This window comes from Clostridium sp. CTA-1 (assembly GCF_054768215.1).
Genome location: NZ_BAAAAP010000017.1, coordinates 40,826 through 55,909, shown reverse-complemented (window position 1 = coordinate 55,909; position 15,084 = coordinate 40,826). Strand labels below are relative to the sequence as shown.

The following is a 15,084-nucleotide window of genomic DNA, read 5'->3' as shown; positions in this document are numbered from 1 at the left end:
TTGTATTTATTTAAATAAAATCATTAAATAATTTTTTAAAATTGGATAAGCATCAATTTATATCATAAAGTTGTTTATGCAACATTATAATTATATATTGATGATTGAAAAAGGTTAAAAGTTAAAATAGAATATACATGTAGATGATAATTAATATCAATTACTTATTAGGTAAGTATATAAGGTTATTAGAGAGAAATATTAGTGAATTTATGTTATTGTTAATAAAAAATTATAGTATTTATTTAAATTAAAATAAGAAATTAATATCTAATGTTAATGTTAAATCGAATTATTTCAAGCATTATTATCAAATTATTATAAATTTAAAAAGAAAAATTAATTTTATTAGATTTCAATATTGATATCTTCATCAATTTTGTAGATAATGATTTTATGATAAATCCATTATATTTTAATAAGAGAAGTACGTTAATGTTCATATAATTTATCAGAAAATTGATTCATATTAGGAGTGATTATATTGTTTGAAGCACAAGATTTAAGAGTTGTAAAAACATTAGATAATATAAAAAATAGTTTTTTACAATTAATAAAAGAGAAAAGTTTTACTAAAATTACCATAAAAGATTTAACTGAGAGGGCACGAATAAATCGATCAACTTTTTATAAATATTATCTAGATAAATATGATTTAAAAGAAAGAATAATTAATGATTTTTTAAAAGATTACGAAAAGGAATTCAGTCTAGATTATATCAAATCTACACATAACAGTATTACCTTGAATATAGATGAATTGGAAAAATTAATGTTATATTTTCAAATAAAAGAAGAAATGATTATGTCGTTGTGGGATGAAAATATGGAAGATTGCGTTTTATCGAAAATGCAGGAAATTTTAGAAGAAAAGATTGGAATTTGGATTAAATTAAATACAGATACAGAGCAATTAGATAAAAAAGATGAACTATTTATCAGAATATTTTCGTGTTCTTTTTTAGTAATTATTAAATGGTGGTTTGAGTGTGCACCCAAATGTTCGGCCAGAGAAATTGCACAACTTGTATCTGATAGTAGAGATTTAGCACATGGAAAATTTTTGCTTGATAATTGTGATTTGTAAAGGGAGTATTATAGAGATAAAACTAGATAGTATGGTTTTTATTATGGAGTATGTATAATGTTATGTTGGATAAAGAATGGAGGATATATATGTTAGAATTGAAGAATGTTTCTTTTGGGGTGAAAGAAGATAATTTGCAAAAAGATATATTAAAAAATATTAATTTGAAGATTGGAGAGCAGTTTGTTGTTATTACAGGACCAAATGGAAGTGGTAAATCTACTCTTGCAAAATTAATTGCTGGAATTGAAAAGCCAACTAGTGGACAGATTCTGTTTGATGGACAGGATATTACAGATTTGAGTATCACAGACAGAGCAAACATGGGTATCAGCTTTGCATTTCAACAGACCATTCGCTTTAAGGGAATTACCGTTAAGGATTTAATTACATTGGCATCAGGAGAAAATCTGAGTACAGCAAATGCCTGCAAGTATTTATCAGAAGTAGGGCTTTGTGCAAGAGATTACATTTATCGTGAGGTAAATGCTAGTCTTTCTGGTGGAGAATTAAAAAGAATCGAAATAGCTATGATCATTGCAAGAGGTACAAAGCTTTCTGTATTCGATGAACCAGAGGCTGGAATTGACTTATGGAGTTTTAATAATCTGATTCAGGTATTTGAAAAAATGTATCATAAAATTCACGGCTCAATTATTATTATTTCCCATCAAGAAAGAATTTTGAATATTGCAGATCAGATTGTTGTAATTGATGGTGGTGAAGTAAAACAAGTTGGCAAGAAAGATGAAATACTTCAGGGACTATTAAATAGTTCTAAAAGTTGTAAATTTTACAAAGGAGAATGAGATGATGAATGCAATACATAGAAATTTATTAAAAGAAGTAATAGGATTTCACGAGATTCCCATAGGGGCTTATAATATTAGAACAAATGGAAAAGCAGTTGGAAGAAATACAACTGAGAATATAGATATTGTTATCAAAACAGATAAACCGGGAATTGATATCATTATTAAACCTAATACAAAGAATGAGAGTGTGCATATACCTGTTTTATTAAGTGAGAGTGGTTTTAAAGAAATGATATATAATGATTTTTATGTTGGAGAAAATTCCGATGTAACTATTATTGCCGGTTGTGGAATTCACAATGATGGTAGTAAAGAATCTGAACATAATGGCATACATAGTTTTTTTATTGGTAAAAATGCGAAAGTAAAATATGTAGAAAAGCACTATGGAACTGGCGATGGTAATGGAGAACGTATTATGAATCCTACAACAATTATAAAAATTGATAATGGTGGTTATATGGAAATGGATACTGTACAGATTGAGGGTGTCAATTCTACAAAGCGTGTAACAAAGGCTACTTTGAAAGATAGTTCTACATTGGTTATTCAAGAGAAAATAATGACTCATGGAAAGCAAACTGCTGAGACAGAATTTGAAGTGGATTTAGATGGTGTGAACTCTAGTACGAATGTAATATCAAGATCTGTAGCAAAAGATAATTCACATCAATTATTTTTATCCAAAATTAATGGAAATAATAAATGCGCAGGACATACAGAATGTGATGCAATTATCATGGATAATGCAAGTGTAAGAGCAATTCCTGAAATTGCAGCCAATTGTATTGATGCAAGTTTAATTCATGAAGCAGCTATTGGCAAGATTTGCGGTGAACAGCTTATTAAGCTAATGACCTTAGGACTTACGGAAATAGAAGCAGAAGAACAGATCATTAATGGATTTTTAAAGTAATTATAGGATATAGTGAGTGAGATTATGTTTTTTACAGAATATTAATGCATGAAAAAGATATTGATTAAAAATGAATAAAAGGTAACATAACATAAATGTCACCTTTTATCTAAATATATATTCTTCATCCATTTTATTTAATGTAAGTTATATTTTGATTTTCTGAAGAATTTATATTATTTAATTTTTTAAATTCCATGGCTAAAAGAACAAGAGAAAGTATAAATACTATTGAATCAGTAACTGAAGAAGATAACCATGTTCCTTTTATTCCTATAATTTTAGTAAGAATTATAGCTATAGGCATAAAGAGTATTACTTGTTTTAAAATAGTTATTAGTGCAGATTTTCCGCCTTTACCTATTGATTGGAAAAATGTCATAGACATAACTATAAGTCCTGATACTGGGAAAGTTAAAAACATAAGTCTAAAAAATTCGTATCCATTTTCGATTATAGTCTTATCATTAATAAACCAACTTAGAACAACTCTAGGTTTAAGCATATAAAAGACCCATAATATTCCAATGAAGATAGTAGAAGCTATACTAAAGATTTTAACAGCATCTTTAACACGATCATATTTTTTAGCTCCAAAATTCATTCCTACTATAGGTTGAAGTCCTTGTCCGATTCCCCAGATAGGTATAAATGTAAACATTAAAATTCTAAGAGCTACACCCATTAATACCAATTGTTCATCCCCACCATATATTGAGGTGAGCTTATACAAAGCAGTTTGTTGTACTAGATACATAAGTTGCATCATTGCAGCTGAACCTCCTATGGATAATATCTCTGGCATTAAATCGAAAGCAAACTTTAATTTATTTACTGATAGGATTGATTTGTTACGTTTAAAGTATATAAATGTAACTAGAGCCTGGATTATTTGTGCAATTATTGTAGCTATAGCTGCACCTTCAACGCCAAAATTTAAAGTCTTTATAAATATTGGATCTAAAATGATATTTAATATTGCACCTAATGCCATAATACTCATAGCTTCTTTCATCTTTCCCTCTCCTCTTATGAGCATATTAGCGCTTTGTGAAAAATTAACAAAGAATGATCCAATATAAACTATTCTTAAATAGTTTATGCCTGATTTTAATATTTCTCCTGTAGCTCCTGAAAATCTAAGTAAATTTTCTGAAAATAAGCATCCTAATATAGTTACAGCCAATGATAATACTAATACAGACAGTATTAAATTTCCTAAAATTTCATTAATAACTTTATCATCTTTTGATCCAATAGCTCGAGATAAAATTGAAGATGAACCAACACCTACGAGTACAGCAATACAATTGTTTATAAAAGTAAATGGAGAGGATATGCTTACAGCAGCCAAGGCAGTTTCTCCTACTAGTTTTCCGACAAAAATAGCATCACATAAATTATATAATCCTATGACTAGCATTCCTATAATGCCTGGAATAGAAAGTTTTAAAAGCAATGTAAGCATATTACCATTAATTAATTCTTCGCGATTTTTATTCATATATATCCTTCCTTTTTTAAAATTATTTTTTATGATAGTGAGTATTAGTAATTTTGTGATTGATTATATTTTTATCTACCTCCCTTAATATCAATGAATATATCCTCTAAGGTTTTTAATAATGATTGTCTGTATCGATTGTATAAAAAATTAGTATATATTATCTACTCATATGAGGATTTAAAATAACGAAAAAAGGATTATTTTAATTTATATTGCTCTATTATAAAAAAGCTAATTTTGAATTGAATAGGAGAAGTTGGAGAAGATACATTTTTGTAAAATGGCTCTTTTAAAAACCAATTTAAAAGAGTTCAGAGAAAAGACAAACATGAAGCAAAGGGAATTAGCTGATTTAGTAAGAGTTAGACGGGAAACTATTATGCATCTTGAAAATGGAAAATACAATTCTTCACTAAAACTTACTGTGGATATTGCTAAAATTTTAATATGTAGGTTGAAGATTTGTTTGAATTTATAGATTGATATGTATTTATTATAATATTTAGGGGTAAAACAAAAAACATTTGAAATAATATATCTTAGGTAAATATATATAGATTGGAATAATAAAAAACCAAAGTATTATATAAAATTAAGTGATAAAGTAATTTATGATAGTATTTTAAGTAATAAATAAAAACCTACAAATATAAATATTTATATATTTGTAGGCTTTTAAGTTATATAAGGAATATAGTTTAAGTTATAAAGTAATTTATTTTTTCATTAATAGTTTCATTTGAGATACTAAAGGATCAGCTATAGTGCCAACCACTATTTGGAAATTTTTATCATCAAGCTTCATAATTCCATTAGCGCCTAATTCTTTAAGTTTAGCTTCATTTATTTTGCTTCCATCAAAAACAACAAGTCTTATTCTAGTTACACAAGCATCTATAGAATCAATATTTTCAGAATTACCGATAGCGTTTAGTATTCCTTTAGCTTTATCTTCTAATTTAGAATGTCCACTTTTTTTAGGCGTATCAACATTGATATTTGTATTAACTTCTGAATCTAATTCCCTTCCTGGTGTAGGTAAATTGAATTTCTTTATAAAGAACAAGAATAAAAAGTAGTATATTGCTGCAAATATTAAACCTATGGGAATTATAAATAGTGGTTTAGTTGATATACCAAAATTAAGACCATAATCTATAAGACTTGCAGAAAATCCAAATCCACATTTTATTCCTAAGGCTGATGTAAGGGCTAGAGCTATACCAGTTAACAAAGCATGTATTGCATAAAGAACAGGAGAAATAAACATAAATGAAAACTCTATTGGTTCAGTAACCCCTGTAAGAAATGCAGTAAATGCTAACCCTAAAAGCATACCTGAAACAGCTTTCTTATTTTCTTCTCTAGCAGCTTTTATCATAGCAAAACAGGCTGCAGGAAGAGCAAACATCATTATTACAAAGAATCCAGTCATATAAGTACCTGCAGTAGGATCTCCAGCGAAAAATCTATTTAAGTCACCATTAGCAATTTTACCTGCTGGATTTTTAAATGTACCAAATTGGAACCAAAATATTGTATTCATAATATGGTGTAATCCAGTTGGAATCAAAAGTCTATTAAATAATCCAAAGAAAAATGCCCCAATAGCTCCTGCTCCAGCAACTGCGTTACCAAAGTTATTTATAACATTTTGAATTGGAGGCCATATAAATCCAAATATAATTCCTAAAATTAAAGAATATAGAGAAGTTATAATTGGAACAAAACGTTTACCACCAAAGAAACCTAAATAATCAGGAAGTTTGATATCCTTATATTTGTTATAAAGGGATGCAGATAATATACCTACGATTATACCAGATAAAACTCCCATATTAATTGTATCATCAAATTTTAAAGAAACATTTGTTAGCACAAGGTAGCCAACAGTAGCAGAAATTGCAGCAACACCATTATTCTCCTCTGCTAATCCTACAGCTATACCTATAGCAAAAATAAGGGATAAGTTATCAAAAATAGCAGATCCAGCTGAAGACATCCAAGGAATACCGCTTGGTAAAGAACCAACCCAAGTCCAAATATCAGGCTGTCCTAATCTAAGAAGTAGGGCAGCTGCTGGCAATACAGCTATAGGGGTCATAAGAGATTTACCTAACTTTTGAACCTTTGATAAAATTTTACTGTTTTTTGCCATGTTTATACCTCCTAATACATGTTTAATAATATATTTCCATTTAATTTGTATAGATATTTTAGTAGAATACATCTTTAATTAACTTAAGAATTTATTTATTATTAAGTAAAAGTATTGCAAAAGAATAAAAAATGAAAGAAAATTCTTGAAATTAACCCTACAGATGCATTTCTTAAAATAAATATACTTATAAACAGAGTTCTTGGCTTCAGAGGGAGTTTTTACTCCATTAAAGCTTAGAAATCGTTATCCAGAAACATAGCCGCTCTTTACTCCCACTTTTAAGAAGATGGGAGTATTAGAGTGGGTAGTCATCGGATAAATATGAATTTAGTTAAAAAATTGTAATAAAAAAAGCCGAAAAGGTATAGATAACCTTTTCAGCTCTTGCCCAACGTTGGTTGCACGCCGATAAATTAAGTATAAGCTATAAAAATAAAAATGTCAATATATTATACTTAATTAATTTTTTATAATATATTGACATCAATGGATTTAGATTATATACTGATATAAGTATTAAACGTGTAACTGTTAGATCAGGCATAAGTTAGAGATAACTTGTGCCTTTTTTTATTTCAATTTTTATAAAAATGTAAGTAATATTTGTATTAGATATATTTAGGAGGTTTTAAAAATGTTTAGTTTTTTTAAGAGAGAAAACAAGATTGTCGCTCCAGTTTTAGGGAGAGTATTAGAATTATCAGAAGTACCAGATGAAGTATTTGCAAGTAAATTAGCAGGAGATGGTGTTGCTATTGAATGTGAAGATAATACTATTGTTGCTCCAGCAAATGGAGTAATTTCTTTAATATTTAAAACTAATCATGCTTTTGGTATTACTTTAGAGGATGGAACAGAGCTTCTAGTCCATATTGGTATTGACACTGTTAAATTAGAAGGAAAAGGTTTTGAAAGATTATTACAGGAAGGTGATAAAGTTAAAACAGGAGACCCTATTATCAGGATAGATAGGGAGTTTATTAAAGCTCAAGGATATTCTTTGATTACACCTGTTTTAATAACAAATCCTGATAATGTTAAAAATATACAATATAAAACAGGTTTTAATGCTAGTCCTGGAAAGGATATTTTGATTATCTATACTGATAAATAATTTAATAAAGTTATAATTTATAAACTTATTTGGAATATTAGAACTAAAGTTTATTTAGTAAGGCGTAATACTAGTATAATTTATGTATATTAGTATTACGTCTTTTAGTGTAAGAATAATTATTATTATTCTTTCTGTATTAAAGGTTTTTTTAATTATATGGAATGAAAAATTTCTTAAAAATTAAGTTTTATAGTGCAGTATTAATTAGGTATAGGAAAAAGTTAAGTGGATACTTAATTTTTAGTAGGAGAATTTCTGAATTTTTCTATGTGAATAGCAATGTAGGCTATTTCTTCTTTGGACACATTTACGGAAAGCTCCCCTTCTATTATTTCACTTACTTTTTTAGCCAATTTATATGAAATTTTATATTGACTTTTTATAGCAGTTAAAAGTTCATTTTTTATTGGTGTATTATTTAAAATTCTTTCTATTGCAAATCTTATGTGAGTTAAAAATCGGGCGTAGTCTAAGGAACTTTTATTTATTTCTATGTTAAGTTCGTCTTCAAGGAACTCTATGATAGTGTTAGAAAGAAAAGCGTATTTTATGGTATTAGATAGTTTCCCTTCGTTTCTTGCAGAGTGAATGTGTAAAGTGATAAAACCTGCCTCTTCATCAGGAATAACTAAATTAAGTCTATCTTCTAACATCCTTATTGCTTTTTTTGCTATAGCAAATTCCTTTTTATATAGAGTTTCTGTTTCTACTAAAAAGGGATTTTCTATAGAATTATTTTCCATGAGTCGTTTTATAGTATAAGATATGTGGTCAGTTAAAGATACATGTATTTTTTCATTTAAAGGTTCATTTAGTTCATCGGAAATCATTGAAATTACTTCTTCACATAAACCTATAATATCACTGTCTACATTTGACATTAAAAATTTAAAGTTATTAAAATTATTTTTATTTTGTATAGTGAATATCTTATCAATTTTTATATCAAAAGGGATACTATCTCCAGGATGTTTTCCAAAACCAATACCTTTGCTAAAAAGAATTTTTTCTTCTTTACTTTCATGTACCAGTAAAACATTATTATTAAATACTTTTATAACCTGATAGCAATTGTCTTGTAAACCATTCATTACAATTCCTCCGAAATATAGATAAATTTTATATGAAAATTAAATTAACTTTTATATATTTATAAGATTACAAATACTCTCTTTATAATATAGTATAAAATCAAACAAAATATTTTTCAAGGGAAATTGGTATATACAACATAACAATATGATGATATAATAACATAAAGAATAGGAATTGAATATTAAATTTATTATTAAGTTTTATAAAAATAAACCATAAATTCTAGTATTAAGAAATATAAGGATTAGTATAATAAAGGTTTAGATAAACAAAGAAGGGATTAGTGATATGATGAAAATTGTTTCTAAAAAAAATCCAGTACCTCTCCATTTTCAAATTAAAGAGATATTGCAAGAGATGATAGAAAATGAAGAATTAAAGCCTGGAGATGCTGTACCTACAGAAAGAGAACTTTGTGAAATTCAAGGTGTTAGTAGAATGACAGTAAATAAGGCTATAATGTCTTTAGTTAATGAAGGATTATTATATAGAGAACAGGGGAAGGGTACTTTTGTTGCTAAACCTAAAGAAAATAAAGAAATAGCTGGTCTAAAAAGTTTTAGTGAAGTAATGCAGGATAAGGGATTAAAAACAGAAACTAGAATTTTATTTTTTCAAATAAAGGAAGCTACAAAGAGAATACAGTCTGTTTTAAACTTATCAGATGATAATAATAAAGTTTTTGAAATTAGTAGATTAAGAATGAGTGAAGGTGAACCAGTAGCTATAGAAACTGTGTGGATACCACATAATTTATGTAGTGATATGGATAGACAAACTATAGAGGGAAAATCTTTGTATGAAACTTTTAAAAATAAATACAATTATTTTCCTGATAAGGCAAAACAAACTATAGAGCCTATAATTCTAAATGAGGACGAATGTAAGCTTTTAAACCAAAATGAAAATGCTTTAGCCTTAATGTTTAGAAGAACTACTTATATAAAAGGTGAAGTTCCAATAGAATATACAAAAGCAATTTATAGAAGTGACATATATAAGTATGAGTTGGTTTTCCAGTAATAGATTAATATTTATTAAAGATTAACTATATTAATCTTGAGAAAAGAGGCGAACTTATGAGTGAAAGAAATATAAATACTGTTAATTTAGATAGTTTAAGTACTTTGGAAATAATAAGAAAAATAAATGAAGAAGATGAAAAAGTGGCAAAAGCTATAAAAAAAGAAGAAAAAAATATAGCTTATGCAGTGGATATTATTGTTAAAGCTCTAAAGGAAGAAGGCAGAATGCTCTACATTGGTAGTGGAACCAGTGGAAAAATTGGAGTTTTGGATGCTTCCGATTGTCCTGCAACTTTTGGAATTGATGATTTCTTGGTACAAGGCATTATATCAGGTGGAGAAGCAGCTATAAGCGATTGTCTTGAACATACTGAGGATAATGAGGAGTTAGCCATAGAAGATCTAGAAAAAATAGGAGTAAATAATAAGGATGTTTTAATTGGAATAACTGCTAGTGGCAATACTCCTTATGTAAATAGTGCTATGAAATATGGAAGACAGCTAGGATGTAAAACCATAGGCATTATGTGTAGTAAAAATGGAAAGCTTAAAAATATATGTGACTTAACTATAGCTGTAGATTTGGGGCCAGAGGTTATAATGGGATCAACAAGAATGAAAGCTGGTACTGCACAAAAAATGATTGTTAATATGTTAAGTACTACTGCCATGATTAATCTTGGAAAAACTTATTCTAATCTTATGGTTAATGTTAGGCCTATAAATAACAAGCTAAAAGACAGAGTTAAAGAAATAGTTATGTTGGCAACAGATAAAGAGTTAGAGGTAGTTGAAAAATATCTTAAGGAATGTAATTATGATCCCAAAGTTGCTATAGTTATGATTAAAACAGGAATTTCAGTTGAAAAAGCACAAGAAAAGTTACAACAGCATGGAGGTAGAGTTTATTATGCTTTAAAAAGCTAGGTAGATATGGGGAGTGATTAATATGAAGGCTATAGTCAATGGAAAGATTATAGTAGGGAATGAAATATTAGAGAATAAAGTATTATTATTTGAAAAAAAAATAATCGACATATTAGATAGAGAGAATGTTTGTTTAAGTAAAAATGATTATATTATTGATGCTAAGGGGTTATATATTTCTCCAGGGTTTATAGATGTTCATATACATGGTTCAGGTGGAAAAGATGCTATGGATGGGGAAATAGAGTCTATAAAGGTTATAAGTAATACTATAGCTAAAAGAGGTGTGACCTCATTTTTACCAACTACCATGACTATGGCTAAAGAACGTATATATAAAGCTTTGGATGTTATAGAACAAGCTATGAATATGGATTTAGGTGGTGCTAAGGTTTTAGGAGCACATTTAGAAGGACCTTTTATTAACCCAAAATATAAAGGAGCTCAAAAGGCGGATTTTATAAAAAATCCAAGTTTTGATTTTATTAAAGGTTATGAGAATGTAATAAAAATAATTACGCTGGCACCAGAGAAAGATGAAAATTTTAAGTTCTTAAAATATATTAAAGAAAATACAGATATAGTTTTATCTATAGGTCATTCAGATGCAACTTATGAACAAGCTATGGCAGCTATAGATAATGGAATAAGTCGTGCTACTCATATATTTAATGCTATGACTCCTTTAAATCATAGGAAGCCAGGAATAATAGGAGCTATTATGAATACAGATATATCTTGCGAGCTTATAGCAGATAATATTCATGTTCATAAGGGAGCTATTAATGTTCTTACTAAAATTAAAGGTAAAGACAAGATTATTTTAATTACAGATTCAATGAGAGCTGGATGCATGAACAATGGTATATGGGAACTAGGAGGACAGAAAGTTATTGTAAAAAATGGTTCTGCTAGACTAGAAGATGATACCCTAGCTGGAAGTATTTTGACATTAGATAATGCAATCAAGAATATGAAAAATAATATAGATGCTTCTTTATGTGAAATTATATCTATGGTAACAATTAATCCCGCTAAAGATATAAACATATATGATAAAAAAGGAAGTATTGAAAAAGGAAAAGATGCTGATATTGCTATTTTTGACAAAGACATTAATATTAGTATGACAATTGTTGAGGGCAATATTGTTTATCAAAAATAAAACATTTTGACTTAGATTATTAGACATAATTAGTTATTAATTTATTAAAAGAGAAAATTTAATTTTAATGAGGTGTGTTTTTATGAGAATTATAGTAGTAGATAATTATGAAGAAATGAGTAAAAAAGCAGCCGCTATGGTGGCTAGCCAAGTTATTTTAAAACCAGATAGTGTCCTTGGATTGGCAACTGGAGATACTCCTATAGGAATGTATAAAGAAATCATAAATATTTACAAAAATCAAAAGATGGATTTCTCTAAGGTTAAAACTTTTAATTTAGATGAATACTATGGTTTAAATAGAGAAAATCCTCAAAGTTATTATTATTATATGATGAATAATCTGTTTAATCATGTGAATATTGATGACAATAATATTAATATTCCTAATGGAATGGCTGATAACATAGAAGCAGAGTGTAAGGAGTATGAAAGAAAAATAGATAAGGAAGATGGCATTGATTTACAAATTCTTGGCATTGGTGTTAATGGACATATTGGATTTAATGAACCAGATGCAAGTTTTGAATCAGAAACTCATCTAGTTAATTTAGATGAAAAAACTATAGAGTCTAATTCAAGATTTTTTAGCTCAAAAGATCAGGTGCCAACAAAAGCTATTAGCATGGGAATTAAAACTATATTACATTCAAAAAAGATAATTTTGTTAGCTTGTGGTAGTGCAAAGTCTGATGCTGTTTTTAAAGCTATAAATGGTAAAATTACTCCTAATATACCTGCATCTATTCTTCAATTACACAGAGATATTGTTGTTATTATAGATAAGGAAGCCGCTAGCAAGTTAAATTTGAAGTAAAGGTAGCTTAAAATATAAGTGCTAGGAATTCATGCCCTTAGGTTATAGGGATGAATTACCTAGCGCTTTTTTATTCATTAATATGTAAAAAATACAAAAAAATGTTAACATAAACCTCTTTGTAAAATATATTGATATTAACTAATATTTTCTATAATATTAAGTTTTATGTAAAAATATACGAATAAAGTAAAAAGTGATAAATAATTATAAAGGGGGAAATTTTATGAAGAATCATAAAAAAAAGAGGATTAGAGCATATATAGGATGTATTCTATCTTTATTTATGTTATTTAGTATTATTCCTTTAAAAGGAAAGACGACTAAGGCAGCTGATTCTAATGAATCTAGAAAAAAAATTGTGGCTTATTTTACGGAATGGAGTGTTTACGGAGGTCATAATAATTACAAGATATCTGATGTACCTTGGGATAAAGTTACTCATATAAATTATGCATTTGCAACTATAAAAAATAATAAAATTGCTTTATTTGATGAATGGGCTGCTACAGGTATAGATTTTGGTGATGGATGGGATTCGCCTTATAAAGGAAATCTAGGACAAATAAAAAAATATAAAAAGAAGTATCCAAATGTAAAAGTTCTCATATCTATAGGTGGATGGAGTCAATCAGCTGGATTTCATAATGTAGCAAAGACTCCAGAAAACAGAAAAATATTTGCTGACAGTGTTGTAGAGTTTATTCGTGATTGGGATTTAGATGGTGCTGATATAGATTGGGAATATCCTACTTTTAAAAGAGAAGGAGATACTGTAGATAATCCTAATGATCAAGGAACACCTTTGGCAGACGAAAGTGAAAAAGAAACCTTTACACTTCTTTTAAAGGATTTAAGAGAAACATTAAATAAAGCTGGTAAAGAAGATAATAAATATTATGAACTTACCGCTGCAGTTGGATCTGGAAAAGATAAAATAGAGAAGACTGAACCAGAAAAATACTCACAGTATTTAGATTTTATAAACATTATGACATATGATATGAATGGTGCTTGGGAAAATGTAACAGGACATCAATCACCTTTATACAAAAATCCTTATGACAATCATGATGATACAGTAAAGAATTATTATAATGTAGACACAGCTATGAAGTTATTTGAAGCTTATAATATACCAAAGGATAAACTTGTAGTTGGATCACCATATTATTCTCGTGGATGGAAAGGTGTAAAAAATGATGGACCTATAAAGGAACTGCCAGGGTTATTTGCCACAGCAACTGGAGGAGCAAAAGGAACATGGGATGGAGGACGTGCAGCAGGATGCAATCCTTACCATTATATAAAGGGGACTTTAGAGAAAGATTCATCCTTTAAAAAATATAGAGATCCTTATTCAAAGGTCCCTTATTTATATAGTGAATCTAAAGGAGAAATGTATACCTATGAAGATGAGATTTCTTTAGGTGAAAAAGTTAAATATGTAAAAGATAATAACTATGGTGGGGTAATTTTCTGGGAATTAGCAGGAGATGCACCTCTAAAAGGAAGTAGTTTAACAGATGTTATTTATAAAGGATTCTTTGGAGATGGAGGTATACCTTCAGATGATAAGCTGCCTAAGTCACCAGAAGTATCTTTGAAAAATGATGATAATTATGGAAACTATGATATTAATATATCTATACCAAAAGATAGTAGAGGAGATAAGATTAAGTTATATGAAGATAATGAAGTGATTTTAGAAGAAGATATAAACAAATTACCTTCAAACAATATAATAAAAAATTTTAAAGGAAAGAAAGAAGGGGCATACACTTATACAGCAGAGCTTGTCAATAAATATGGTTCCTCTAAAGGTAATACCATAGTAGTTAAAGCAACAGATCCTAATAAATTAAAAGCTCCTATAATTTCTGTGGATAAACAAATTAATACAGGAGATTATAAAATATCTATGGAAGTTTTAAAAGATAATAATGGAAATGAACTAAAACTATATGAAAATGGAGTAGAAATTTTAACAGAAAAGATTGATGGATCAACTAGTAAAACTTTTATTAAAGAATTTAAAGATAAAAAAGTAGGAGAGTACACTTATAAAGCTGAAATAGTAAGAAAAGATGATAAGATAGAAAGTAATGATTTAAAAGTAACTGTAAAAGACAAGGACTCATCAGTTAAAGAAAAGCCAGGTAAACCTGCATTGGCTCATGATAACTGGTGGCCAGCTGATGGAGAGTATACTATTACTATGAGTATGTGGTGGGGAGTTAATGGTGATAAGGTAAAAATATATGAAAATGGTGTTTTAATTAGTGAAGCAAATTTAACAGCTAATACTCCTCAAGCTCAAACTTACAGCCTAAAAATAAATGGAAGAAAAAATGGTAAGTACACCTATTATGCAGAACTTATAAATGAAGCTGGCACAACTAGAAGTGATGATCTAGTTGTAAATGTAACAGAAAGTAATAAATAATATAAA

Annotated in this window: 12 protein-coding genes and 1 pseudogene; 10 read left to right on the top strand and 3 right to left on the bottom strand. The window is 28.2% G+C overall.

Translation table 11 applies throughout. The annotated features are described in order from the left end of the window. The first annotated feature begins 475 nt into the window (after positions 1 to 475). The 3 genes from ACYUEW_RS13710 (at position 476) to ACYUEW_RS13700 (ending at position 2,818) form a co-directional block, all read left to right on the top strand. The gene (locus ACYUEW_RS13710; protein WP_003484162.1) at positions 476 to 1,087 is read left to right on the top strand and encodes a TetR/AcrR family transcriptional regulator; all 612 of its coding nucleotides are present in this window, start codon (positions 476 to 478) and stop codon (positions 1,085 to 1,087) included. 89 nt (positions 1,088 to 1,176) lie between these two features. Continuing rightward, entirely contained in the window at positions 1,177 to 1,896 is a 720-nt protein-coding gene (locus ACYUEW_RS13705; RefSeq protein ID WP_460276935.1) for an ATP-binding cassette domain-containing protein, read from the top strand. 1 nt (position 1,897) lies between these two features. Beyond that, positions 1,898 to 2,818 carry a SufB/SufD family protein gene (locus ACYUEW_RS13700; protein WP_003484166.1) on the top strand — a complete coding sequence of 307 codons (921 nt, stop codon included), beginning with the start codon at positions 1,898 to 1,900 and terminating at the stop codon, positions 2,816 to 2,818. Between the two features lie 133 nt (positions 2,819 to 2,951). Here the strand turns inward: ACYUEW_RS13700 and ACYUEW_RS13695 are convergent, their stop codons facing one another. Next, a complete protein-coding gene (locus ACYUEW_RS13695) occupies positions 2,952 to 4,322 on the bottom strand; it encodes an MATE family efflux transporter (RefSeq protein WP_460276934.1) in 1,371 nt (456 codons plus the stop codon). Between the two features lie 283 nt (positions 4,323 to 4,605). Between ACYUEW_RS13695 and ACYUEW_RS13690 the strand changes: the two are divergent. After that, positions 4,606 to 4,808 (top strand): annotated as a pseudogene (locus ACYUEW_RS13690) (helix-turn-helix transcriptional regulator). Between the two features lie 232 nt (positions 4,809 to 5,040). Here ACYUEW_RS13690 and nagE read toward each other — a convergent pair. After that, positions 5,041 to 6,483: an N-acetylglucosamine-specific PTS transporter subunit IIBC gene (nagE, locus tag ACYUEW_RS13685; protein ID WP_163201263.1), complete on the bottom strand. Its 1,443-nt coding sequence runs from the start codon at positions 6,481 to 6,483 to the stop codon at positions 5,041 to 5,043. Between the two features lie 637 nt (positions 6,484 to 7,120). Here nagE and ACYUEW_RS13680 point away from each other — a divergent pair. After that, positions 7,121 to 7,600, top strand: a complete 480-nt coding sequence (locus ACYUEW_RS13680) for a PTS sugar transporter subunit IIA (RefSeq protein ID WP_003484170.1) — start codon at positions 7,121 to 7,123, stop codon at positions 7,598 to 7,600. Positions 7,601 to 7,836: 236 nt separating this feature from the next. Here ACYUEW_RS13680 and glcT read toward each other — a convergent pair whose 3' ends face one another. Further along, on the bottom strand, positions 7,837 to 8,694 hold the full coding sequence (gene glcT / locus ACYUEW_RS13675) for a glucose PTS transporter transcription antiterminator GlcT (protein ID WP_460276933.1): 858 nt from the start codon (positions 8,692 to 8,694) through the stop codon (positions 7,837 to 7,839). A gap of 292 nt (positions 8,695 to 8,986) precedes the next feature. Between glcT and ACYUEW_RS13670 the strand changes: the two genes are divergently transcribed. From ACYUEW_RS13670 to ACYUEW_RS13650, 5 genes are all read left to right on the top strand, one after another. Next, complete coding sequence (locus ACYUEW_RS13670) at positions 8,987 to 9,721, top strand: GntR family transcriptional regulator (RefSeq protein WP_460276932.1); 735 nt, start codon at positions 8,987 to 8,989, stop codon at positions 9,719 to 9,721. Positions 9,722 to 9,777: 56 nt separating this feature from the next. Beyond that, on the top strand, positions 9,778 to 10,650 hold the full coding sequence (gene murQ, locus ACYUEW_RS13665) for an N-acetylmuramic acid 6-phosphate etherase (protein WP_003484174.1): 873 nt from the start codon (positions 9,778 to 9,780) through the stop codon (positions 10,648 to 10,650). Positions 10,651 to 10,672: 22 nt separating this feature from the next. Beyond that, positions 10,673 to 11,815: an N-acetylglucosamine-6-phosphate deacetylase gene (gene nagA, locus ACYUEW_RS13660; RefSeq protein ID WP_045517390.1), complete on the top strand. Its 1,143-nt coding sequence runs from the start codon at positions 10,673 to 10,675 to the stop codon at positions 11,813 to 11,815. Between the two features lie 82 nt (positions 11,816 to 11,897). Beyond that, the gene (gene nagB, locus ACYUEW_RS13655) at positions 11,898 to 12,632 is read left to right on the top strand and encodes a glucosamine-6-phosphate deaminase (RefSeq protein WP_163201266.1); all 735 of its coding nucleotides are present in this window, start codon (positions 11,898 to 11,900) and stop codon (positions 12,630 to 12,632) included. A gap of 226 nt (positions 12,633 to 12,858) precedes the next feature. Continuing rightward, a complete protein-coding gene (locus ACYUEW_RS13650; protein ID WP_460276931.1) occupies positions 12,859 to 15,078 on the top strand; it encodes a glycosyl hydrolase family 18 protein in 2,220 nt (739 codons plus the stop codon). Positions 15,079 to 15,084: the final 6 nt, after the last annotated feature.